Raw genomic sequence first — 23,614 nt, forward strand, 5'->3', positions numbered from 1 at the left:
TTGCTTCGAATAAAATGGTCGGCGTGGCGGGATTCGAACTCGCTACCCCTTGCACCCCATTTAATTTACCATTGAATTCCACAAAACCTCATTGGACTTCATTGGAATTAAAAACCAATTTAAATCAACAGCTTAAAGAAATTCACTCGTCCAAGCAAGTCCTGTAGAATCCAACCAAAGCCAGCCGTTGGTTTACCCCTTGGTTTACCCCTCAGGACAAAAGATGACACGCTATCCCAAAGCAGGCAAGGGTCGCAAATGGACGATCAAAGAGCTCGAAGCGATCCCTCCAGAATGGAAAGGAGACAGCCTGAGCGACGGTGATGGGTTGACTGGATGAATCGCCCCGGATTTCCTAGACACTGTTGAGCCGTTGGGAATGCCGTCTTTCGAACTCTACCGGAGAGATATCTCCGGCGGTGCCATGACGCCTTTTCGGGTTGTAAAACATCTCGATGTAGTTGAAGACATCAGCCCTGGCCTCATCGCGCGTCGGGTAAATCTGGCGGCGAATACGCTCGCGCTTGAGCAACTGGAAGAAGCTCTCGGCCACGGCGTTGTCGTGACAGTTGCCGCGACGACTCATGCTGGAGACCAGATTGTGATCTCGCAGAAAGCCCTGCCAGTCATGGCCTGTAAACTGACTACCCTGATCCGAATGCACCATGACAGGCAGCTTAGGCCTGCGACGCCACAAGGCCATCAACAGTGCATCGAGCACCAAGCCAGTATCGATGCGGCTGCCCATAGACCAGCCAACAACCTGACGTGAGAACAGGTCAACCACCACCGCCAGATACAGCCAACCTTCATGGGTGCGGATGTATGTGATGTCAGTCACCCAAGCTTGGTTGGGCTCGGCCGCTGCGAAGCGGCGCTGCAAGTGATTGGGCGCGACGATGGCAGGTTTGCCGCCACGCATGCCTGCACGGCGTTTGTAGCCCGTCTGTGAGCGCAGCCCCTCGATTTTGAGCAGTCGTGCCACGCGATGCTTGCCGCAGCTCTCGCCCAAATCACGCATGTCCATGGTCAGCTTGCGATAGCCATAGACGCCACCACTCTCGAGCCACGCATGCTTGAGAAGACCCAACAGACGTTGATCGTCCTTTGCACGCAGGCTCATCGGTTGCGCCTTCCAGGCGTAGTAGCCGCTAGGGTGTACAGCCATGACCTTGCACAGTCGGCGAATGCTGTACTCACCTTCATGGCGCTTGATGAATGCGTACTTCACCCGGACTGCTTGGCAAAGTACGCTGCGGCCTTTTTTAGGATGTCGCGCTCCTCTGTGACTCGCTTGAGTTCAGCCTTCAGTCGTCGCAACTCCTCGGTTTGTGACACCTGTGCCGGCCGATCATGGGCAGGCGTTCCTTGAGCCTTGATCCATTGATAAAGGCTGTGCTGACTTACGCCTAGTCGGGCTGAAACATCGGCCACCTTATGGCCGCGCTCAGTGATCTGCTTGACTGCTTCGGTCTTGAATTCTTGGGGATATCTTTGGTTACTCATAGCACCTCCTATTGGGCCTTAGATTTAAGGCTCAGAGGTGTCTAGAAAACCCGGGGCGATTCATACGCAGTAGAAAAATCCTGCTGAAACGGTGCCTCAACCGAAAACGAAGTCCGTCGCGTCGCCCACATCGTCTTCCACCACGGACATTGGTGACGTTCACCTACAACTACCGGCAGTGCATCGGCCTATGGTGGGCTCATGAGCTGTCGCCACGTTTGGTTGGCAGATGGAGAAAGGTGAATCGACCATGAGATTTTCCAAACACAGCGCATCCAGCGGTTTGAACGGCATCGAGCAGTTGCTCGGAGATCTTGGCAACCTGCTGTCCAGCAAGGAGCTGGATGCCATTCCCCACATTCGCGACATGCGTCAGCGCCTGAGCGATGGTGTGAGCCAAGTGCGCGACACGGTGACCCATGTGGCCGAAGAAACGGCCACTCGCACCCAAGAAGCCGCCAAATTGAGCAACGAATACGCCCATGATGAACCGTGGCGGGTCGCAGGTGTCGCGCTGGCTGTGGGTGCCGTCATCGGATTCTGTCTGGCCAAGCGCTGACGCGCTTTACAGATCGCGCGTTCACGCGCAAGGAGGCACGCATGCCAAGAGGTGACAAATCTTCCTATACCGACAAGCAAAAACGTCAGGCCGCCCATATCGAAGCAAGCTACGAAAGCCGCGGCGTGAGCGAGAAAGAGGCCGAGAGCCGTGCTTGGGCTACGGTCAACAAGGAGACCGGCGGTGGCAAGAAATCAGGTTCGGGCCGTGGCCATCCCGTGGATCGTTCCTCATCACGCAAGGGCGGAAAGTTGGGCGGCGCCGCATCCGCAAGCCGCTCGGCTGCCGAACGATCCGCTTCCGCAAAGAAAGCGGCTGCGACACGCAAACGCAATGCAGCAGCGCGCGCAAGCAAGTAAGTAAGACCAAGGTTGAAACGCTGTGAGACGAGTATTCCCCACATGGTCTCAAGGCGCGTCTGTCTTTTGCAAGCCGCGCAGGTTCAACAACACCAATCCCACTTGAAGCGCGACCAGCGCGTAGCTGCGCGAATGCATTCCCCAGACGATCCACAGCAGGTTGCTGGCAAGAAAAACCCAGAAACCGTGATTTCTGGCGTTCTTGCGGTTGGAGGCAACCAGCCATGCTGCCCATAGCGATGCTGCAAAGGCTGGCCATTGCAGCGCATCAATCTAGTCGTATGGCATGGGTTCCGTCTCTTGCATGCAAGGTCAGGCCAACGTGCGAACCTTGGATTCACGACTCCAGAGCCGCGTCGCTGCGGCCTTCAAAAATGCCTGGATGTCCTCTGGGGCGAACACCCCCTCGTCGGGCTCCACTCCCGCAGATTGAAGAATCAGCCGGGTGGCCTTGCAGGCAGCAATCGCCTTGAGATGTCCGAATGCATCGCGAAACCAATCCTGAGCGGCTGCGTCATGGCTCAGCCGCTCGCCAACAGCCATTGTGAGCACCGATGCGACCGCATCGAATTGCGCCGAGGGCGCACCCGCCAGTTGCGCATCTGCCTTGCAAAATGTCCCATCACTGAGCTTTGCACCACCCACTTTAGGCGCCACGATTGTGAAGCTCGCGTTCTGTGATTCAATCGCTTTGACCAGTGCGACCACACTTTGAACATTCGATCCGTCATCCACCAAGATGGCAATGCAGCGCCCCTCTAGGGTCGGCAACATGCGGTCAATGATGCGCAAGGCCGGGCTGGGAGCGAGGTCATTGACGCGCTGCTCATCTGCTGCGGGCTTAGGCATCGGTTCCAGGCCCAAGCCAGCAGCCACACGTTTGCCAAGGTCAGGATCGATCACGAGCAGATGACTCACCATGGCACTGCGCACATTCTCGGTCTGCACCTTGGAGAGTTCAAACACCAGCGCTGATGCCATATGCGCCTGTTCCACTTCGCTTTGGCTGCGATAGAACATACGAGCCTGGCTGTAGTGATCTGCAAAGCTTTCCGGTCGCACGCGACCCTTGGCATCGTCTCCAGCACCCTCGGCAAAGCTTCTGAACCCATGCTCCATCGAGGCGCGTGGTGATGCAGGATCAAGACTTGACGGTTCATAAGCCACGCGGCCCTTGGGCTGCTGCATCTGCATATGTCCATCGCGCTGGAAATTGGCAAACGGACACTTGGGTGCGTTGATGGGAATCTGCGAAAAATTCGGGCCACCCAGACGCGAGAGCTGGGTGTCGAGATACGAGAACAATCGCCCTTGCAGCAACGGGTCGTTGCTGAAGTCAATGCCCGGCGGCACATTGGCAGGACAGAACGCCACTTGCTCGGTCTCCGCGAAGAAATTGTCAGGCCACCGATCCAGTATGAAGGAGCCGATCTTGTCCAGCGGTATGACCTCTTCCGGGATGAGTTTGGTAGGGTCCAGATGATCGTAGGGCAACTGGTCGGCCTGCTCCTGCGTGAAGAGTTGAACATACAGATCCCACACGGGAAACCGCCCCGATTGCACCGCATCGAACATGTCTCGACGATGAAAATCGTTGTCGGCGGATTGAAGCTTGGCGGCTTCGTCCCACACGGTGGATTGAATGCCCAGTTGGGGCCGCCAATGGAATTTCACGAACGTGCTCTCGCTGCGTTCATTGATCAGTCGAAACGAGTGAACTCCAAAGCCTTCGATCATTCGAAGACTTCGCGGAATCGTGCGATCGCTCATGGTCCACATCACCATATGCAGTGACTCGGGCATCAGCGAGACGAAATCCCAGAACGTGTCGTGTGCAGTAGCGGCCTGAGGAAAGCCGCGATCGGGCTCCATCTTCACCGCATGCACCAGGTCCGGAAACTTCATCGCATCCTGAATGAAGAACACCGGAATGTTGTTGCCCACCAGATCCCAATTGCCTTCCTTTGTATAGAACTTGATGGCAAACCCGCGCACATCGCGCGGCGTATCCACGGAGCCTGCTCCACCCGCCACGGTCGAGAAGCGCACGAAGATAGGGACATCGACACCTTTCTCCGTCAGTACCTTGGCCGTGGTGAATTTCTTGAGTGACTTGCTGAGCACAAAGCGCCCATGAACGCCCGTGCCCCGCGCATGCACGATGCGTTCCGGAATGCGCTCATGGTCGAAGTGCGTGATTTTTTCGCGCAGTATGAAGTCCTCCAGCAAGGTCGGTCCGCGACCATAGGCGTGCAAGGAGTTCTGGTTGTCGGACACCGCAATGCCTTGCTGAGTGGTCAGTTGCGGATGTGTGGTCGATGCCTGTTGCTGAAGCTCACCGCCTTTGCCGGTGATCGATGGGCCATTCGATGGCGTGGTGCGGCTCATGGCGTTCTCTCCTGAAGCGATGAAAGACTCCATGTTCGACCTGTACGCAACCTTCATCTGTCAGAGAGCATGCCCATGAACCATGGGCTTGTAACAAAGCTGAAGACGCTGCGCGCTCACTTGTACAAATGACAGAATCTTTGACCGATCAACGGAAATTTCGAAACATGAGCGCGCAGTGACAAATGTGATGCAAGTGCACAGCACCAAGACTCAGTCACGCTTTGCAGGGTGCCGTTCCTGCTCTGCAATGATGGTGGGCTCTGCAGCCTTGTCGTGGCTCGTGGAGTCCGTTGATGGCACTGGCTCCTTGGTTGGCCTGGCGTTGGTGGACGTTTTGGTCTTGCGATGCTGCTCGGCAATGATGGTCGGCTCCAGAGCCTTGCCTTCGTCGGGTCTGGCTTTTTGCGGCATGGTGGATCCCCTTTCCTGAGAATGAAAGAATGCCTCTCCATCTCCGTGGCTATCTGTCATCCAATGTGCGCCCGCATCCCAACAGGCTGTGTAGTCATTGATCCTGCTTACGGCATATTGCGGATTGCTTAGGAGTTCTACGCAACTAAGTGAGGGCTGCAGCTATCCTTGACTTTGGGTTTGAAGGTCAGCTTTGCGGAGATTGGGTGACTGACTGGTAAAGGCTGAGAACTGCCTTTCATGCATTCCGCGTCGAACGACCGCATCGGTCGCGAAGCAGACCCACGACCCTCCAGCGCTGCAAGCTGGCTAATGACGCACCATCACGGCTCGGAGTAGGGGTGGCGATTGATCGCCGACTCTGCCTTATTCAAGGCACTGAGCATCTACTTGGCTCCATCACTACGCACCGGCGAGTACCGCCGCGTGCGTGCGCTACTCGTCAGCCGCAAGACCATCGTGGCGAAATGCGTCGACTTGGAGAACGAACGGAGGGACCTGCTGCGCGTCTTCGGCACCCGCCTGGCGAGCGCCGGGTCGGTCATGGTTCCTTTGACGCCAAAGTGCGCGAGACCTTCGCTCACGACGAGATGCTCTCATGCGCGCTGACACCCCTGCTGGACGCGCGCACCATACTCTGCAAAATCTATCTCAACCTCGACAACGCCATCAAGGCGCTGGTCAAAATTGATCCGCTGTGCAAACCTCTGATGACGAATCCCGGCGTTGGGCCGGTCACGGCATTGACCTTCAAGGCGGGTGTTGAAGATCCTTCGCGCTTCAAATCCTCGCGCGACGTCTCGGCACAGAACTGTCGCACCACATTCTTCGCATTCATCTAGCTCGTCAACAAAATACGCCTTGTCGTCAAGCTATGTCTACAACAAGAAGTTTGCATTTATCTAGTCAGACACCAAGATTATTTTCTTCCACCCTACTCCGAGCGCTGTCAGTTCTGACAACTGCGAAATACGTGATTCTGGAATGAGACTGAAATTCCGCGGTATGAACAACCCATCAATCCAAAGAGCGAAGAGACTTTCCTGAATTGCCCTACGTTTTGCTGGAGCTAGCCCAACACAGATGGGCATGATCAAGATTCCTTCTCCTCGAAGCCAAGCTACCTGCTCATCAATACGCCGCGAAACGAAGATCGAAGAATCCCTGACGCAAAGCCCCCGCACCACTAAGGAAGCAGCATTCAGCGCTGCCAAGTAGTGCTCACAAACCGTCGTTCCAACTGCAATATCCAAGCTGCTGCCGTTGGTGACGCTAGACACAAAATCGCTCAGCCGCCGGAAATCATCTCCTTTTGAAAAATCGAGAACGTGGTCGCAGCCTAAAGCAACGGCATCTTCCACCTGAGTTGTGTGCGATACCGTTCCGATGATGATCGACGCGCCTGCAGATTTGGCAAGTTGCACGATGGAGGACCCCAACTCGCTTGTCACACCAAAAACAAGAATCGAACATCCATTCTGGAACTCAGAGTACTCACTCAGAGCGATATAAGCCATCTGAAAACTCTCACCCAACGCTGCACCGATTGCGAATGACATGCCATCCGGCAATCGGTAGCAGCCATGCGCTGGCGCCATGATGACACTCGTTAGGCCCCCTGGTTCTACCCGTGCTGCGATGGAATCTCCGATCGCAAAGCTGGCCACGCCCGTCCCCACCGCACGGACTCTCCCGGCCACCATCTGCCCTCTAGCAATCATCTGGCTGCGTTGAATCTCATCGTCCGTGCACATGGCACAGTCTTTGCCTAAGACAACCTCGCAAGCCTTCACGTCTATCAGCACTTTTCCAGGTCCCGGAAACTCAACATCAAGGCCGTCACTCAGCATTAATTCGAACCCACCCGCATCTCCCGCCAACTCGGATTTCAATATGCATTTCTCCCTGTTCTTCAATGACTCAACACTCTTGCTGGAACATGGAAGAGCGATGAACTTAATGCAGTATGTGCAGCCACCCAAAGCTCAGCAATCAAGATATTTCAAAGCACCATTTCAAACGACACAAACATAAAGTTAGACAAGCCTGCCCCCAACTAGCCACGCGTACAACGAATTACTGACCCCAAACGTTTTTCTTAAGCAAAACACTGCTTAGCCAATCGCAAATTGCCATCATTTCGAAGCATCGTCACACTCGCCACAAGCACTCAATCGAACTTGTGGCACATAGTCATGTCGCCACAAGCACGCTCCGTGCATGAAAGCCCTAACCCGCCGCGTAACGCCTCTGCCAAGCAGATGCACTCAATGCGGCTGACTTGAGTTAAAGAAGCGACATTGAACGGAATGATCAAAACCCATACATCCGAGGTTCTCATCATCGGTGCCGGAGGTGCAGGATTGGCCGCCGCCTACGAAGCCGCGAAGGCGGGCAGCCAAGTCACTGTACTGGAGAAGAATCCTGAACCCGGTGGCTCCACGTCATGGTCAGTTGGGTCGGTCACCGCATCCGACACGCCGCATCAACGTGCCGCAGGCATTGAGGACTCCGCTGACGCGCACTTTGAAGACTTGGCACTTCACGCTGGCAATCTCGTTTCCAGGGACAACCTCAAGCTGCGCAGAATACTGGCAGACAACAGCAGCGAAATGCTTCAGTGGTTGATGGATCTGGGCGTCGTGTTCGTCGGGCCACAAGAAGAGCCGCCTCATCGCGTCGCGCGAATGCACAACGTCGTTCCCAACTCAAAGTCCTTTGCATATCACCTCACCCGGCACTGCAAATCACTGGGCGTGGTCATCCACACCAACACCAACACAACCGATCTGATCATCGAGAAGAATCGCGTCGTAGGAGTTCACGCAACAGATGCCCAAGGACAGAAGTGGCGCTATCTCGCCAACCGCGCCGTCGTGCTTGCATCAGGTGACTACAGCGGCTCAGAAGATTTGAAGCGACGCTTCGCATCGGAAAGTGTCGTCCCCGTCGAGCCCGTCAACAGAACCGCCACTGGCGACGGCCATCGCATGGCGATATCCGTCGGCGCGAGCGTCATCAATGGCGACATCGTCCGCGGTCCGATCATGCGCTTCGTTCCTCCGACAGGCAAAAATTTCATTCAGCGCCTGCCACCCGGAACCGCCATCGCACGCTGCATTGCATGGTCGATGAAGCATCTTCCGCAGCGCTTGCTGCGTCCATTCCTGATGAGTTTTCTGACAACCGCATTGGGCCCCTCACCTGATCTACTACGAGAAGGTGGACTGCTCATCAACAAGGCTGGCAAGCGGTTCACAGATGAGTTGAATGCGCCCGCCAAAGACGTAGCACGCCAACCCGAGAAGATCGCGTGGATCATGATGGACGAAAGCACGGCAGCCAAATTTGAACGTTGGCCCTACTTCGTCTCGACCGCGCCAGGCGTCGCATATGCCTACATGAAGGACTACAAGCGCAACCGGCCAGACATCTTTCATCGTGCGAATACGCTGGATGAGTTGGCTGAAAAATTGGGTGTACCAACATCCGCTCTGCAATCCACTGTCAAGGACTACAACGATTCGGCCGAACGAGGAGCACGACCAACCATCGGCGGCGGTCCTTACTACGCGCTTGGCCCCGTCAAAAGCTACGTGGTTTTCACAGACGGTGGTTTGCGCGTCAATGAAAACCTCGAAGTGCTCGACCACGCTGATCTGCCCATTCCTGGGCTCTTCGCCGCCGGGTCCGCGGGACAAGGTGGATTACTACTGGAAGGCCACGGTCATCACTTGGGCTGGGCATTCGTTTCTGGACGAATCGCAGGAAAAAATGCCGCCTTGAACGCTCACGCTTGAGCACACCCAACATACCAACTAAGAAAGTCACGAACATGAGTCGAATCGGCCTGCTGATCCCCTCTTCCAACACCACCATCGAACCCGAGTTCTACCGCGCACTGCCCTCGCACATCACGCTGCATTCTGCACGTCTGTACCTTACGCAGATTGCTACGGATTCCATCGAAAACGTCGTGCTCGACATGGAAAAGCAAGCCCGCAATCTGGCAAGCGCCGATGTGGACGTGGTGATACTTGGTGCCACCGCACCCAGCTTTCTCAAAGGCTTGGGATATGACCGCGAAGTCACAGAACGCATCGAGAAAGCTTCTGGGAAGAAGTCATCCACAGCATCCACCGCATTGCTGGAAGCATTACGCCATCTTGGAATCGAGCGACTGGCTTTGGGCGCTGCGTATGACGAAAAGGTCAACGGCATTGCCAAAAGTTTTCTGGAAGCCAATGGATTTCAGGTCGTCAACGCCAAGGGACTTGGACTGGTGGACAATCTGACCGTCGGCAGATTGGATGCCTCGACAGCCTTGGACTTGGCACGCGCAATTGACACCCCCGACGCGCAAGCCATTGTGCTGGCATGTACCAACTGGAAATCAATGCAGGTGCTTGAACAGATTGAACGGGAACTTGGAAAGCCCGTGCTTTCCACCACACAGGTCTGCATCTGGGCTGCGCTGCGGATGATGAACGAGACACGCGCGATTGCAGGATATGGGCAGTTGCTTCGTTCGCTCGCCCCCGCACTGCAAGACTGACTCGGGACAAACAACGAGCGGAGCGCACCATCAAAAACTGGAAGCATCACTCAACAAAAGAACACCGCCCATCCAATTACCGCACAATGCCTTCTTGAAAGTGGAATCCGCATGTTGACCCGCCGAAACTTCTCAACCGCCACAACGTTGGGACTTGCGCTTTCCCCACTGTCGTTGCGCGCGCAGAACTATCCAACTCGTCCGATTTCCGTATGGGTTGGATACCCGCCTGGCGGAGGCACTGATGTCACGGCGCGCATCATCACCGCACAGATGTCCATCCAACTTGGACAGCCTATCGTGGTTGAAAACAAGCCCGGCGTGGCTGGCGCGCTGGCTGCGACGCAGATCGCGCGCGCACCTGCTGACGGGTACTCGATACTGCTGAATGCAAGCGGCGCATTCATCAACATGGTTTTGCGCTCCGGCTTCAAATACAACCCATCCAACGAGTGCACGCCGATCGCATCGGTTGCGCAGGCTCCCGTGGTGCTAGTGGTCAACAACGACCTTCCAGCCAACGATGTGAATGACTTCATCAGACTCGCCAAAGACAAGCCCGACAGCATCAGCTACGGCTCGGATGGACTTGCAGGAACCACACAACTCAGCGCAGAGTTCTTCAGCAAGATCGCTGGAATCCGAATGCTGCATGTCCCGTTCAAAGGCGCAGGCCCCAGCGTCATGGCGACAGTTGCAGGGCAAGTCAACGCCAACTTTCCGACACTTCCATCGGCCATGGCGATGATCCGCGCAAAGCGAGTGAAACCACTGGCCGTCAGCGGTCTCACGCGTACCAAGATACTTCCGGATGTACCCACCTTTGAGGAACTGGGACATCGTGGTTTTGATTTCCTGTGCTGGTTCGGATTCGTGGGCCCCAAAGGCATCGCGCCATCCATAGTCGAACGGCTCAATGCCGCGACGCAGCAATCGCTTCAACAGCCCGAGGTGATCAAGTCCATCCAGAATCAGGGCATGGAAGTCAAGTTGAGTACGCCAACGGAATGGTTGCACTTCATGATGAAGGATGCGAAGAACATCGAGCGCATGGCCAAGGTATCGAACCTTCAGATTTCATGACCCGTCTAGCCAGCATCACTGCTGGCAGGTGGGCGACAAGAACAGCATCGCAACGATGCCGCCTCATTCAAGTCGAACTGTACTCAGACTCCAGCAATGAACGCATGCGGGGCATACCAATTGACACGGCACCACCATCCACCATCAGGTCCGTCGCATTGATGTAGCTGGATTCCCCACTCGCAAGAAACAGGACTGCGGAAGCGACCTCCTCAGCGTTTACAGCGCGCCCTGCGGGCATCACGCGATCGCTCGCTTGCCGATAACCTTCGTTCGCGCCTTTGGTGATACCCGTGCCCGCCACTTGCGACGGATGCACCGCATTCACCCTTATCCCCCACTCCAGCAGATCGAGCGCAGCGCTTCGCGTGAGTGCACGCAAGCCCCATTTGCTGGCCGAGTACGCCACGCCTGGATGCCCAACCACGCCTGAAGTGGAACCCACGTTCACCACGCTTCCACCGCCCGAGTCGCGGATTAGCTTGGCTACGGACTGAATTCCCAGCATGGAGCCCATCAGGTTCACATTCAACACGCGCTGCCATTCCTCGCTGGTCACATCACGAATGCCGGTTCTGCTGATGATGCCCGCGTTGTTCACCAATACATGCAGCGCGCCAAACTCACTTTGGATGCGCTCCATCGCCGCGGACCAGTCACCGGCGTTTGACACATCCAATGTCACGAACATGGCTTGATGCCCCCTATCGCGCAGCGAGCGTTCCAACGCTTCACCTGCGTTTCGATTCACATCCGCAAGCACTGTGATCGCACCCTCGCACGCAAACGAATCCGCCAGAACAGCGCCCACACCGCCGCTTGCGCCGGTGATCAGGACAACTTTCCCGGTGAATCGCTCGCGCGCCCCTCCCCCGTTATGGAATGACGTTGAAGCGAGCATCTCGGGCTTGGATATATCGCCATCGAATCCATATGGTACAGACATGGAGCGCTGCATTCAGTGCGTACTCGCAGCGATCATGTCGGACGCCTTCTCCGCAATCATGATGGTGGGCGCATTCGTTCCGCCCCCAACGATGAGTGGCATGATGGAGGCATCCACGACCCGTAGATTGCGTGTACCAAACACGCGCAATTCTAGATCGACAACCGCATTCACATCGTTTGAATTACCCATCTTGCAGGTGCCCACAGGGTGATGAACACTGATCGCGGCTGCACCAATATGCGCATCGATTTCCGCATCGCTGAAACCCATTGGTGTGAGTTCCCTGTCCACGATTTTGGCCAGAGATTTCTGGCGTCCCACATCGCGAACCATGCGAACACCCTTGCGCAACGCCTCGCGATCGCTGTAGTTCGCCAGAAAGTTCTGAGCAATGATCGGCGCGGCGTTGGGGTCATTGGAGGACAGTCGTACATGACCGCGACTTTCGGGTCGCAACACCGCCGCGCGCACCATGAAACCATCCGAATAACTTGGAACAAACGGCCAGAAATAGGGGTGAGCCGTGCTGGGCGCGGCAGCGGTCAGCAGCTCGATATCGGGCAGCTCCTGCTCGGGAGAACTCTTGATGTGCGCAAGTCCACCCGAAGGAAGGTCCGTGGCGATGCCATCGCCCTTGAAGTAGGCACGCCCCAATTCACGGACGATACGATCTGCGCGCATGGCCTTGTGCAACGGGCTGCGGTCCTTGCGCGCGTATGTCACGCCGACAGAGATATGGTCTTGCAGATTCTTGCCGACACCCGGCAGATCGACGATGGTCTTCACGCCGATGTCCTTCAGCTCATTCGACGCGCCGATGCCCGACAGATTGAGCAACTGCGGCGAGTTGATAGCACCCGCCGCAAGAATCACTTCACGGCTTGCATACACCTGACGCAACTGGCCATCCTGCATGTACTCAATGCCGATCGCGGTAGTGCCATCCATCAGAACGCGTTGGGTCATCGCCCGCACTTCGAGCGTCACGTTCTCGCGCTCTAGCGCGGGCTTCATGTAGGCCACCGCCGTGCTGCAACGGAGGCCATCGCGGATGGTGGATTGCCACGCTGCAAATCCTTCGGGCTCTTCGCCGTTGAAATCCTTGGTGAAGGGATAACCCGCCTCAATCCCTGCAGCCACGAAGTTCTCAGATATAGGATCATTGAAACGCGAATAGCGTGTGGTCAATGGACCTGACCCACCACGGAATTCATCTTCGCCGCCCTCCCAGGACTCCGCACGCTTGAATAGCGACAGGACATTCTTGAAGGCCCAACCCTCCAGACCCGGCGTACTTGCCCAACGGTCGTAGTCACCCGGATGCCCTCGCATGTAGGTCATTCCGTTGATGGATGAACTTCCGCCAACGAGCTTGCCACGCGCGCAATCGAGGCGACGATTGGCGATGGTCGCATCTGGCTCGGAGAAGTAGTTCCAGTCGCTCATCCGGTTGTAGAAGATGTGCGGCCATGCCAGCGGAATATGAAGAAACGGATGCTTCCCCCATCCCCCAGCTTCCAGCACTAGGACTTTCACCTGAGGATTCTGCGAAAGACGATAAGCCAATGTGCAGCCCGCAGAGCCCGCACCGACGATCACATAATCAAACGTACTATTTTTCAACTCAGTCTCCTGAACGCATCGTTATCGAGACTGTCGAATCTGCCCATCACACTTGGCTTCAACATGCCAACAGTCGAAGTCCATTCAACAGTCTCATTCTCAAAAATTGCTTCGCACTGCCATCACATCACTTCAAACAGGGAAAATGAAAGTGACCACGAATGGCGGCTGAGTTGAATCTAAGGGAACAGCCCGGATGTGAGCAATCAAGATTTGGCGAACCCATGTTTTGATGAGCCCAAACCTGGTGTCGTGAATGAAGTCACAAGCGCGCATGCCACTACTGCCAGCTACATCAAAAAATCGGCGTAACTCTCCCACGGGACACTTGCGCAAAAGGGACAAGCCCCCAGGAACTCAGTCGTTTTCCAGAATGAACTCGATGAGCCGCTGCGCAAAAACCGGTTGATCATCCAGTTTGCGAACGCAGATCTTCAGCTCCCTCATGGCCCATTCGTCCTGCAAAGCCACGATCTTGATGCGCATGGAGCGCGCATGGCGGCGCGCCACCATCTCGGGCAACACACCAATGCCCACGCCGGCTTCGATCATGCGGCACATGGCATCGTAGCTGCCGACTTCCACGCGCTGCTGCATGGCGCGCTCGGTCTGCGCCACTTCCTGCTGCAGATAGGTATAGGTCGAGGTGCGGGAACTCAGACTGACGAATTCGTAGTCAAGCGCATCAGCAAAATGAAGGCTTTTCATGGAACCCAATGGATGCTGGTCTGGCACGGCCAATACCATCAAGTCCTTCTTGTACGGCAAAGTTTCCAGTCCTTCTGCCGAAGCGCGACCCGAGATGACTCCTATGTCGGCCACCGAGTCCTGCACCGAACGCACGATCTCCGCGCTCAGGCGCTCCTGCAGATCAACGGTGATGGATGAATGCGCGACAAAGAACTTGGCGAGCACAGCCGGTAGAAACTCGCACACCGCTGTAGCGTTGGCAAACAAGCGTACATGTCCACGCACGCCGCTGGAAAACGCCTGAATGCCTTTTTGAAGCTCTTCCACCTCACCAAGCACCCGCAATGCGTGCTGAAGAAAAACCTCGCCAGCACGCGTGGGAGACATGCCTTTCTTGTTGCGATAGAGCAGTTGCGCCCCTACGCCTTCTTCAAGACTTTTGATGCGCAAACTCGCTGCTGCAACGGAAAGAAATGCGCGTTCGGCTCCGCGCGTGAGACTGCTGCCCTCCACCACCAGCACGAAGAGCCTCAAGTCCACCAGATCGAAACGCGGAATGTTTGCCATCGCAGAAATTGTATGCCAATGCACTTGCAGGGAAGGCGCATTGGTTGCAGGGAAAAGGCGACATTTTCCCTGCTCCGCCAAGTCCATTGCAACGCACTGAGCGCGTCAGGCCCCAGATACCTAACGCGCTCGTTCAAGTCCAGTCGATCAGATTTTCAGGATGAAAGGATTGGCTGGCCCGCTAGTCGCTGTGGAGATCCACACGCTCTTGAGCTCAGTGAACTCACGCACCGATTCAATTCCGTTTTCGCGCCCCAGACCTGATTGCTTCATGCCACCGAACGGCAAATTGAAACTCATGCCGCGATACGTATTGACCCACACCGTGCCTGCACGCAAAGCCTTGGTCATGCGCAGCGCGCGTGAGAGATCTTTTGTCCAGACACCAGCCGCCAATCCGTAGATCACGTCGTTGCCTATTCGCACGGCATCGGCTTCGGTATCGAACCCGATGATGGAGAGCACTGGACCGAACACCTCTTCCTGCGCAATGCGCATATCGTTCGTCACGTCATCGAAGATGGTGGGATCAACGAATTGCCCACCTGGCAGATCGGTACGTGCGTTGCCGCCCAGAATGCAGCGGGCACCGCCTTCGCGTGCGATGTCAATGTAGCGAAGCACCTTCTGGAACTGGTCTGCAGTTGCGACTGGCCCAATGTTGGTCTGCGGATCCTGCGGATTGCCGACCTTGGCGGTTTTGACCGTTTCCACCAACCGCTCGACGAACTGTTTCTTGATCGAGTTCTGCACCAACAGGCGGGAACCCGCCACGCAGGTCTGCCCTGTTGCGGAAAAAATGCCTGAGATGGCACCCGAGATGGCCTGATCCATATCGCAGTCGTCGAAAACGATGTTGGGCGACTTGCCTCCCAGTTCAAGCGATACGCGCTTCATGGTTTTCGCTGCAGCTGCGTAGACCCGCGCACCTGTGGCGTCAGACCCTGTGAAGCTGATCTTCGCCACGTCTGGATGCTCCGCCAAAACAGCACCCGTATCTGCGCCAAAGCCGGTCACCACGTTGAACACGCCGGGCGGAAAGCCCGCCTTGCGTGTCAGCTCCATGAACTCCAGCGTGCTGGCCGATGCGAACTCCGATGGTTTCAGAACCACAGTGCAACCCGCTGCCAGTGCGGGCGCACATTTCATGCCGACAAACAACAGCGGCGAATTCCATGCCGTCAACGCGGCCACCACACCGATCGGCTCATGTGTGGTGAAGGCAAACGTATCAGCACGATCCAATGGAACCACTGAACCCTCGAGCTTGTCTGCCAAACCGCCAAAGTACCACCACCACTCCGGCAGCGAACGCATCTGTGCGAGCATTTCGCTCATCAGCTTGCCGTTGTCGCGCACTTCCATCTCCGCAAGATGCTGCGCGTTCTCGAGGATCAAGTCCCCAAGACGTCGCAACAGCTTGCCACGCGCCGTGGGCGTAAGCGTCGGCCAGACGCCTTCCTTGAGCGCCGTCGAAGCAGCGGAGACAGCGCGATCCACGTCCTCCTTTGTTCCCTTAGGGATGCGAGCCCATGCACTGCCGGTGTACGGATCATGGGTTTCAAACCACTCACGGCGAGCCGGGTTGACAAACTCACCGTTGATGAACAACTGATATTCCTTCACGCGCTATCTCCTGCTTTCTTACTGACAAACTCAAATCAAAATATGGACTACCTGACGACGGGTTTGATTCCACCTTCTTCCATTGAAGCGCTTCGGTCCGCATGTGCTGTCTGCTCACGCGATCGCGCTGCGTTCACTTCCTTGCGGAAGTAAAGCGCCACGCCTACCCCAACGATCTGGCACGCAGCCAACCCAAACAACCCACTCTGGAAGTCGCCTGTGAAGCCACGCAGGAAGCCCATGATGTTGGGCCCCACAACGCCACCAAACGCACCAAATGTGTTGATGAGACCAAACGCCGCTGCAGCTTGCGCACCCGTTACCAACGCATTCGGCATGGCCCAGAAAGTGACCATTCCGGCAAGGGTACCCACAGAGGTCAAGGTAAGTCCCACCAACGACATCACTGGTGACGTCGCGGTAGCGGCAATCAGCAGACCGATCATCGCAATCACAGCAGCGACGGCTGTATGCAGCGCGCGCTCTCCCGTTCGGTCTGAACTGCGCGACCACAGCACCATCGCAACAGCACTGAACAGTGAGGGAATTGCGCTGATGAAGCCAATCTGCAAGGTGGAAAAACCAAAGCCCTTGACGATCTGCGGCAGGAAGAAGCTCACGCCATACATGCCGATCATCAGCCCCAGATAGATGGAGCTGAGCAGCCAGATGCGCGGGTTGAAGATCACGCCCAACACTGACTCGCTCTTGATCCCCTTGCGGCTTGCACGCTCTTGCTCAAGCGTTCCTTCAAGCCATGCCTTTTCTTCACGCGACAGCCATTTCACATCGCCGGGTTTATTGGGCAGCAGCCAGAAGATGACAAAGCCAAACACAATGGTAGGCGTGCTTTCGAGGATGAAAAGCCACTGCCATCCCTTCAACCCCAGAATGCCATCCATCTGCAATAGCAGCGCCGACAGCGGGCTGCCGATCAACGACGAAAGAGGATTCGCCACCAGGAACATACCCAGCATGCGGTTGTGATAACGCTGAGGGAACCACGATCTGAAATAGAAGATGACGCCCGGCACAAAACCCGCTTCAGCCACGCCCAAGAGGAACCGGAGAACGTAGTAGCTCTCCTTGCTCCAGACCCACGCCATCGCAAGCGATGCCGCACCCCACATCACCATGATGCGGGCAATCCAGATGCGTGCGCCGAAGTGTGCAAGCGCCATGTTGCTGGGCACTTCAAACAGACAGTAGCCCCAGAAGAACAGGCTGACCGCCCAGCCGTACATCTCTGGCGTGATGCCGAGATCAGCATTCATCGTCAAGGACGCAATGCCGACGTTCGAGCGATCCAGATAGCAGAGAAAGAAGCCGAAGAGCACCAACGGCATGATCTTTCGTGCACATTTGTTGATTACGCGATCTGGGTCTACGCCCGCATGTTGTTCATTGCGCGCCATGTTGTCCTCCCGTCATCGGGCAGGCCACGGGCCGCACAGTGCAAGGTTGCAGAATCTCATTCATCTCGTTTGTCTCCGTCATGTTGTGCCAGCTCGAATGGAAGGTATTTCGAGTGGATCTGAATCTAAGGGAGACCTATGCGTAGAGACAATCAAGCATTCCTTAACAACGGGTTCGAAGCGAGCAAAATGCCTTGCGCAAACAGCGCTGGCAAGGTCTGAGTCAAAGGCTTGCAGGCAGACATCATTCGTCGATGGCAAGCATCGCCAGGCGTTTGTAGAGATAAGACCGGGAAATCCCCAACTCTTCAGCAACGCGCTTCTTGTTGCCGCCAGTGCGTTTCATCGCGTCGAGAATCAGCTCCGATTCGACGCGATCCTTGGCGCCGCGAACATCGCTCGACCATTTCTCGCTGGATGTTCCGCTGATCGGCTCAGCCACCTTGCTCGGCGCACGTTCCGTGACCTCGAGTCCTTCGAAATCCTCGACATTCAGCATGACTCCATCACAGAAGATCGCAGCGCGTTCGATCGCATGCTGAAGCTGACGGATATTGCCCGGCCACGCGCTCGACTGCAGGAAGCGGATGGCCGCCTCAGAGATGGATTTTCGCGCCGATCCGTGGCGCATTGCGAATGCTTCGAGGAAGGTATCTGCCAGTTCTGGAATGTCCTCCAGTCGCTCCCGCAAAGGCGGCAGGCGTAGCGTGACGGTACTGATGCGATAGAAGAGATCGAGCCGGAATGTGGAATCACCAATCATGGCCTTGAAATCACGATTGCTCGCAGAAATAAGACGGAAATCCGAGTACCGCGCCTTGTCTCCACCAACGCGCTCAAAGTGCCCATCCTGCAGAACGCGCAGCATCTTCACCTGCATGTCCATCGGCATGTCGCCGATTTCATCGAGAAACAGCGTGCCCGTGTTGGCTGCTTCGAACTTGCCCTTGCGACCTTTTCTGTCGGCGCCAGTGAACGCACCGGGCTCGTAGCCGAACAGTTCGCTTTCTACCAGATTGGCGGGCATGGCAGCGGAATTCACCAGCACCAGCGGCTTGTCATTTCGCGGACTGAGCATGTGGATGGCGTGCGCCACCATCTCCTTGCCGGTGCCGCTTTCTCCAGTCAGCAGAACAGGCACGTCAAGGCGCGCCACACGCACAATGTCTTCCTTCAAGCGGCGCACCGCCTCGCTGCTGCCAACGATCTGATCGAGCCCGTAGCTGCGGTTACGGATGCCCGAAAGCTCGCGCTTGAAGAAGTCCAGCTCCTGCCGCACTTTCGCCAGTTCAACCGAAAGCTCTTGCATAGTTTCCGGACCTTTGAACATCACCTGTCCAATGGCCGCCACCAAGCGCTTGTTGCGGTCATAGATTGGCAGTCGCGACACCACGCGCGTAACGCCATTCATCTCCTGCAATTGAGCGACCTGAGCTCTTCCGGTGGCAACGACCTCCTGCAGCTTGGTGTTCTCGATGACCTCAGTGACGTGCTTGCCGATCCCTTCGCCATGCTTCAATCCAAAGAACTTTTCGTGCACAGCGCTCATGTACGAGATGCGCGCTTTCGTGTCCACCACCACAATGGCCTTGTAAGGGTCGGTCACAAAGTGCCGGAGGATATCTGGCGCTGCCTCAACGCTGGCCAGAAACTCGCTCAGTTCGTCGGATTCCTGCACCGCGAACACAAGAAAACACACAGAATCACGGGATGGAATGGCTGCCACCGTGAGCGGGCGTTCCAGGTCTGTTAATGCCGCCAATCGCTTGAGCGGCACACGATCCCGATTGCGCCAGAGGTTGCGCAGTGATGCGGCCACCGAGGAGTCGCACCCCATGCCACTGGCAAAGGTTGCATTGCCATCCAGGTCCAACACAAGGACCCCTTCTGATTCACGTGTCATGTCTCCACCATTTTGTATTTTTTCGCGCCTGTGTCTTCGTCGAAGACACATTTGCCTTTGCAGAAAATCCATCGAAGACACTACAAAGACACTTTCATTCTAGGAACAAATACAGCGCGCAGACAAATTCCTGTACATAAGACGTAGATTTCATTGAGATTTCCACTGGCAGGACTGCATCGCAAATAGTGCGCCAAGTGTTGGCACAGCCTTTGCATTCACGTGTTGGACAACATGAGAGACAACACGATATGGAATTGCTGAAGACACTCCCTCTCGCCGAGTCCGGCCCCGGACTGCAATGCCTGAACGGCGTTCGGGTTCTCGATTTCACGACCTCAGTGGCGGGCCCGTATGGCACCTTGCTGCTGGCAGATCTGGGCGCGGAAGTCATCAAAGTGGAGAAACGCAAGGGCGGCGATGACGCGCGAAGCTGGGGTCCGCCGTTCCTTGATGGAGAGTCGCTTTGGTTTCTCAGCATGAACCGCAACAAGCAGAGCATGACGCTGGACCTCGCGCATCCCGATGCCCGTCATCTCGTTCAGGAACTGGTGCGCGTGGCCGATGTGGTGGTGTTGAATTCCACTCAGCGTATTCAGACCAAGCTTGGCTTGGACTACGCCACGCTCAAGCAGATCAACGACAAGCTGATCCATGTGTCCGTCACCGGCTTTGGCCTCAGCGGCACGCGTGCCGATCTGCCTTGCTATGACCTGATCGCGGAGGGGTATTCCGGCGTGATGGATCTGACTGGTGAGGCGGACGGCCCGCCGCAGAAGGTGGGCACGCCAGCAGCTGACTTGCTCGCAGGCCAAGACATCGCCATGGCGACGATGGCTGCACTCATCGAACGCAACAAGACTGGCGCAGGCAAACAGATTGACGTCTCGATGGTGGCGACGATGTCGCGCTTCATGGCACCACGCATCGTGCCCTATCTCGGATCGCAAGAAGCGCCGCATCGCTCGGGTGGCACGGACTCTGTCATCGCCATCTATCAGGTCTTCGGCACTTCGGATGATCCAATCACGCTGGGCTTGGGCAACGATGCCATCTGGCAGCGCTTCTGGACAGCCGTCGGCAACCCCGAATATGCCAAGCGTGTGGGCTTTGAAACCAATGCACAGCGCCGCGTGGAGCGCGCTACCATCGTCAAGGACATCGCGACGCTGCTGCGCACGCAATCGCGCAGCCACTGGCTCGCCTTGTTTGAACAGCATCGTATTCCCGCAGGGCCCATCAACAGCATTGACCAACTGGTGGGAGATGCTCTCTTGCTTGAAAGCGGGCTGTTCTTTTCCACGCTGGGCGAGAAGGGCCTTGTGCCTCAGGTAGGCCTCGGCGTGCGCTTTGACGGCAACTCTTCCGTATTGCGCAGCGCACCACCCGCCTTAGGGCAACACACCGAGCGCATTCTCAAAGAAACACTTTCCATGTCGAGCACCTCCATCGCTCAACTCGCACAGACAGCCATCATCTAACAAGGAGACAACAACATGTCCTTCACAGAAATCCTCTACGAAGAAAACGGCCCCATTGGCACCATCACACTTAACCGCCCGCACGACGGCAATATGTTCACGGAAACCATGTGTCACGAAGTTCGTGACTGCATCAACGCGATCCGTCGTGAAACGCGCACGCGCGTCATCGTCATCACCGGCGCGGGCGACAAGTTCTTCTGCACTGGCGGTCGCAAGGACGGCATGGAGGACTCCACGCTCTACGCAGGCGTGCTGCCCACGTTGGAAATGTATGAAAGCATCGACCGTCTGCAAAAGCCCGTCATCGCATCGGTCAACGGCTTCGCGGTCGGTGGCGGCAACGTGCTGCAAGTGGTGTGCGATCTCACGATCGCCAAGGAATCAGCGATCTTCCGTCAGGTCGGCCCAATGGTTGGCAGCTTTGATGCGGGCTACGGTACGTGGTATCTGGAAGACCTCGTCGGCAAGAAGCGCGCCAAGGACATCTGGTATCGCAACCCGAAGATCAGCGCGGCAGAAGCGCTGGACATGGGCCTGATAAACATGGTCGTGCCTGACGACAAGCTCGCCGAAGCAACGCGTGAGTACGCACTTGAAATCGCCGACCGCGGTGCCTTCGCGCTGGCTTCGCTCAAGAGCGCCTTCAATGCGCGGCACGGTGGCGTCTCCGGACTCTCCCGCATGGCGCACGACTTGCTGCTGCGCGGCTATCTCAAAACCGAGGAGCACGATGAGCTCGCAGCCGCCTTTGCCGAACGCCGCAAGCCCGACGCGTCCAAGTTCGGACAGTGAAGCGCCACGGAGAAGATCATGCAGAATATTCTGACCCTCCACAATCCGCAGAACGCGCGGGACTACTACCTGTCCGGCATCTGGCAGCAGGAAACGCTCTACACCCTCGCCCGCCGGCATTCACGCGAACGGCCTACGTCGTGTGCGTTGCGCGATGCGGATGTGCGGCTGACATGGCGTGAAGTCATCGATTGGGTGGACAGCGTCGCCGAGTCGCTGCATCGTCAGGGCCTCAAGCCCGGCGACCGAGTCGGCATCTGGCTGCCCAACGTGGTTCAGGCCACCATCGTTTTTCTGGCTTGCTCGCGCAATGGCTACGTGTGCTGCCCATCGCTGCATCAGAACTACACGGTCGAGGAAATCTGCACGCTGCTCAACCGCATTCAATGCCGTGCGCTGTTCGCCATGCCGGGCTATGGTGCGGATTCGGACGTGAACTCCATCTTCGACAAGATGGGCCACATCCCCACGATGACCGCCATGTACGCGCTGCCCAACACACAAAGCGCAGTCGCACAGCCGCCAGGCAACACGCAGGCATTTCCTGACAGGCAGCCGCCATCGGCACTGGCAACGCCGGACCTCAACCCAGACAAGATTGTCTATCTGGCTTTCACATCGGGAACGACTGGATTGCCCAAGGGCGTCATGCACAGCGACAACACGCTGCTCGCAAATGGCCGCGCGCTCGTTGACGACTGGGGTCACACGACGGACACCACCGTGCTCACGCTCAGCCCCATGAGCCACCACATCGGAACCGTGGGTCTGGAGCAGGCTCTTGTGGCTGGTGCCGAAATGGTGATGACCAATCTGCGCGCAGGCAAGAACGCCCTCGACTGGATCGTGGAAACCGGCGCAACCTACGTGATGGGCGTGCCGACACACGCGATGGACATTCTGCAGATCGCACGCGATCGCAACCTGACATCGCTGGGCGATGTGCGCACGTTCTACATGGCTGGCTCCGCCATTCCGAAAGACGTGGCGCAGAAGTTCGTGCGCCTTGGTGTCACGCCGCAGAACGTCTACGGCATGACGGAAAACGGATCGCACAACTACACCATTCCCACAGATACGTCAGAGACCATCGTCTCCACCTGCGGCCGCGCATGCCGTGGCTATGAAGTGCGTCTGTGGAAGCAGGAAGATTGCGACATCGAAGCCGAAGTGGGTGAGATCGGCGAGATCGGCGGACGCGGTGGTCTGCTCATGCTGGGCTACTTCAGCAATCAGGTCGCCACCGAAACCTCATTCAACATCCACGGATGGTTCATGAGCGGCGATCTCGGCATCATCGATGAGAACGGCTGCATCCAGATCGTTGGTCGCAAGAAGGATCTGATCATTCGCGGCGGCCACAACATCCACCCGGCTCGCGTCGAAGAGCTGGCCATGCGCCACCCGATGGTCGAGCGGGCAGCCGCCTACCCCGTGCAGGACGAGCGCCTGGGCGAGAAGGTGTGCCTCGCAATCGTCACGCGCATCGGCGATGTGGTCGATCCGCAGCAGATGCTCGAGCATCTGGCCGAAGCCGGTCTGTCCAAGTACGACATGCCCGAGTTCTTCCTGAAGCTCGAACAGTTTCCGCTAACAGCCAGCGGCAAGATCCTCAAGCGCTCGCTGGTGGACATGACAGCGCGTGGCGAGCTCACGCCCACGCCCGTTCGCTTCAAGGCGAAAGCCAACGCGGAGGCCTGA

Annotated in this window: 19 protein-coding genes; 9 read left to right on the plus strand and 10 right to left on the minus strand. The window is 56.8% G+C overall.

The genetic code is table 11. The features are described from left to right. Nucleotides 1–355: 355 nt before the first annotated feature. A protein-coding gene (locus G7048_RS02415) for an IS3 family transposase (RefSeq protein ID WP_166066293.1) occupies nucleotides 356–1,506 on the minus strand; the annotation gives its coding sequence in 2 pieces (ribosomal slippage) (nucleotides 356–1,260 and nucleotides 1,260–1,506; 1,152 coding nt in all). 250 nt (nucleotides 1,507–1,756) lie between these two features. On the opposite strand from G7048_RS02415, the gene G7048_RS02420 reads away from it, so the two are divergent. Both G7048_RS02420 and G7048_RS02425 read left to right on the plus strand, forming a co-directional pair. Further along, complete coding sequence (locus G7048_RS02420) at nucleotides 1,757–2,065, plus strand: YqjD family protein (RefSeq protein WP_166066625.1); 309 nt, start codon at nucleotides 1,757–1,759, stop codon at nucleotides 2,063–2,065. Between the two features lie 41 nt (nucleotides 2,066–2,106). Beyond that, the gene (locus G7048_RS02425) at nucleotides 2,107–2,424 is read left to right on the plus strand and encodes a plasmid stabilization protein (protein ID WP_166066626.1); all 318 of its coding nucleotides are present in this window, start codon (nucleotides 2,107–2,109) and stop codon (nucleotides 2,422–2,424) included. Nucleotides 2,425–2,736: 312 nt separating this feature from the next. Here the strand turns inward: G7048_RS02425 and G7048_RS02430 are convergent, their stop codons facing one another. Together G7048_RS02430 and G7048_RS02435 are read right to left on the minus strand one after the other, a co-directional pair. Then, the gene (locus G7048_RS02430) at nucleotides 2,737–4,812 is read right to left on the minus strand and encodes a catalase (protein WP_240933135.1); all 2,076 of its coding nucleotides are present in this window, start codon (nucleotides 4,810–4,812) and stop codon (nucleotides 2,737–2,739) included. A 213-nt stretch (nucleotides 4,813–5,025) separates the two neighbouring features. Next, on the minus strand, nucleotides 5,026–5,226 hold the full coding sequence (locus tag G7048_RS02435; protein WP_166066628.1) for a hypothetical protein: 201 nt from the start codon (nucleotides 5,224–5,226) through the stop codon (nucleotides 5,026–5,028). A gap of 563 nt (nucleotides 5,227–5,789) precedes the next feature. Between G7048_RS02435 and G7048_RS02440 the strand changes: the two genes are divergently transcribed. Then, entirely contained in the window at nucleotides 5,790–6,068 is a 279-nt protein-coding gene (locus tag G7048_RS02440) for a transposase (protein ID WP_166066629.1), read from the plus strand. Between the two features lie 60 nt (nucleotides 6,069–6,128). Here G7048_RS02440 and G7048_RS02445 read toward each other — a convergent pair whose 3' ends face one another. Beyond that, nucleotides 6,129–7,142, minus strand: coding sequence for an alcohol dehydrogenase catalytic domain-containing protein (locus G7048_RS02445; protein WP_166066630.1), 1,014 nt, complete (start codon nucleotides 7,140–7,142; stop codon nucleotides 6,129–6,131). Between the two features lie 393 nt (nucleotides 7,143–7,535). Here G7048_RS02445 and G7048_RS02450 point away from each other — a divergent pair, with 393 nt between their 5' ends. The 3 genes from G7048_RS02450 to G7048_RS02460 all read left to right on the plus strand — a co-directional run bounded on the left by G7048_RS02450 (nucleotide 7,536) and on the right by G7048_RS02460 (nucleotide 10,864). Continuing rightward, a complete protein-coding gene (locus G7048_RS02450) occupies nucleotides 7,536–9,026 on the plus strand; it encodes an FAD-dependent oxidoreductase (protein ID WP_166066631.1) in 1,491 nt (496 codons plus the stop codon). Nucleotides 9,027–9,061: 35 nt separating this feature from the next. Beyond that, complete coding sequence (locus G7048_RS02455) at nucleotides 9,062–9,781, plus strand: aspartate/glutamate racemase family protein (RefSeq protein WP_166066632.1); 720 nt, start codon at nucleotides 9,062–9,064, stop codon at nucleotides 9,779–9,781. A gap of 300 nt (nucleotides 9,782–10,081) precedes the next feature. After that, nucleotides 10,082–10,864: a tripartite tricarboxylate transporter substrate binding protein gene (locus tag G7048_RS02460; RefSeq protein ID WP_240933136.1), complete on the plus strand. Its 783-nt coding sequence runs from the start codon at nucleotides 10,082–10,084 to the stop codon at nucleotides 10,862–10,864. A gap of 67 nt (nucleotides 10,865–10,931) precedes the next feature. Here the strand turns inward: G7048_RS02460 and G7048_RS02465 are convergent, their stop codons facing one another. From G7048_RS02465 to G7048_RS02490, 6 genes are all read right to left on the minus strand, one after another. Further along, nucleotides 10,932–11,810: an SDR family NAD(P)-dependent oxidoreductase gene (locus G7048_RS02465; RefSeq protein WP_166066635.1), complete on the minus strand. Its 879-nt coding sequence runs from the start codon at nucleotides 11,808–11,810 to the stop codon at nucleotides 10,932–10,934. Nucleotides 11,811–11,822: 12 nt separating this feature from the next. Next, entirely contained in the window at nucleotides 11,823–13,436 is a 1,614-nt protein-coding gene (locus G7048_RS02470; protein ID WP_166066636.1) for a GMC family oxidoreductase, read from the minus strand. A 357-nt stretch (nucleotides 13,437–13,793) separates the two neighbouring features. Further along, nucleotides 13,794–14,693, minus strand: a complete 900-nt coding sequence (locus G7048_RS02475) for a LysR family transcriptional regulator (protein WP_166066637.1) — start codon at nucleotides 14,691–14,693, stop codon at nucleotides 13,794–13,796. A 147-nt stretch (nucleotides 14,694–14,840) separates the two neighbouring features. Further along, nucleotides 14,841–16,319: an aldehyde dehydrogenase gene (locus G7048_RS02480; protein ID WP_166066638.1), complete on the minus strand. Its 1,479-nt coding sequence runs from the start codon at nucleotides 16,317–16,319 to the stop codon at nucleotides 14,841–14,843. Between the two features lie 47 nt (nucleotides 16,320–16,366). After that, the gene (locus G7048_RS02485; protein WP_166066639.1) at nucleotides 16,367–17,734 is read right to left on the minus strand and encodes an MFS transporter; all 1,368 of its coding nucleotides are present in this window, start codon (nucleotides 17,732–17,734) and stop codon (nucleotides 16,367–16,369) included. Between the two features lie 244 nt (nucleotides 17,735–17,978). Then, on the minus strand, nucleotides 17,979–19,637 hold the full coding sequence (locus G7048_RS02490; RefSeq protein WP_166066640.1) for a sigma-54-dependent Fis family transcriptional regulator: 1,659 nt from the start codon (nucleotides 19,635–19,637) through the stop codon (nucleotides 17,979–17,981). Nucleotides 19,638–19,888: 251 nt separating this feature from the next. Here G7048_RS02490 and G7048_RS02495 point away from each other — a divergent pair, with 251 nt between their 5' ends. The 3 genes from G7048_RS02495 to G7048_RS02505 are packed head-to-tail and all read left to right on the plus strand — an operon-like array spanning nucleotide 19,889 to nucleotide 23,614. Then, the gene (locus tag G7048_RS02495; protein ID WP_166066641.1) at nucleotides 19,889–21,118 is read left to right on the plus strand and encodes a CaiB/BaiF CoA-transferase family protein; all 1,230 of its coding nucleotides are present in this window, start codon (nucleotides 19,889–19,891) and stop codon (nucleotides 21,116–21,118) included. Between the two features lie 15 nt (nucleotides 21,119–21,133). Continuing rightward, on the plus strand, nucleotides 21,134–21,913 hold the full coding sequence (locus tag G7048_RS02500) for an enoyl-CoA hydratase-related protein (protein ID WP_166066642.1): 780 nt from the start codon (nucleotides 21,134–21,136) through the stop codon (nucleotides 21,911–21,913). Nucleotides 21,914–21,931: 18 nt separating this feature from the next. Continuing rightward, nucleotides 21,932–23,614 carry a class I adenylate-forming enzyme family protein gene (locus G7048_RS02505; RefSeq protein ID WP_166066643.1) on the plus strand — a complete coding sequence of 561 codons (1,683 nt, stop codon included), beginning with the start codon at nucleotides 21,932–21,934 and terminating at the stop codon, nucleotides 23,612–23,614.

The sequence above is a fragment of the Diaphorobacter sp. HDW4B genome (genome assembly GCF_011305535.1).
In the GTDB taxonomy this organism is placed as follows: Bacteria; Pseudomonadota; Gammaproteobacteria; order Burkholderiales; family Burkholderiaceae_C; genus Diaphorobacter_A.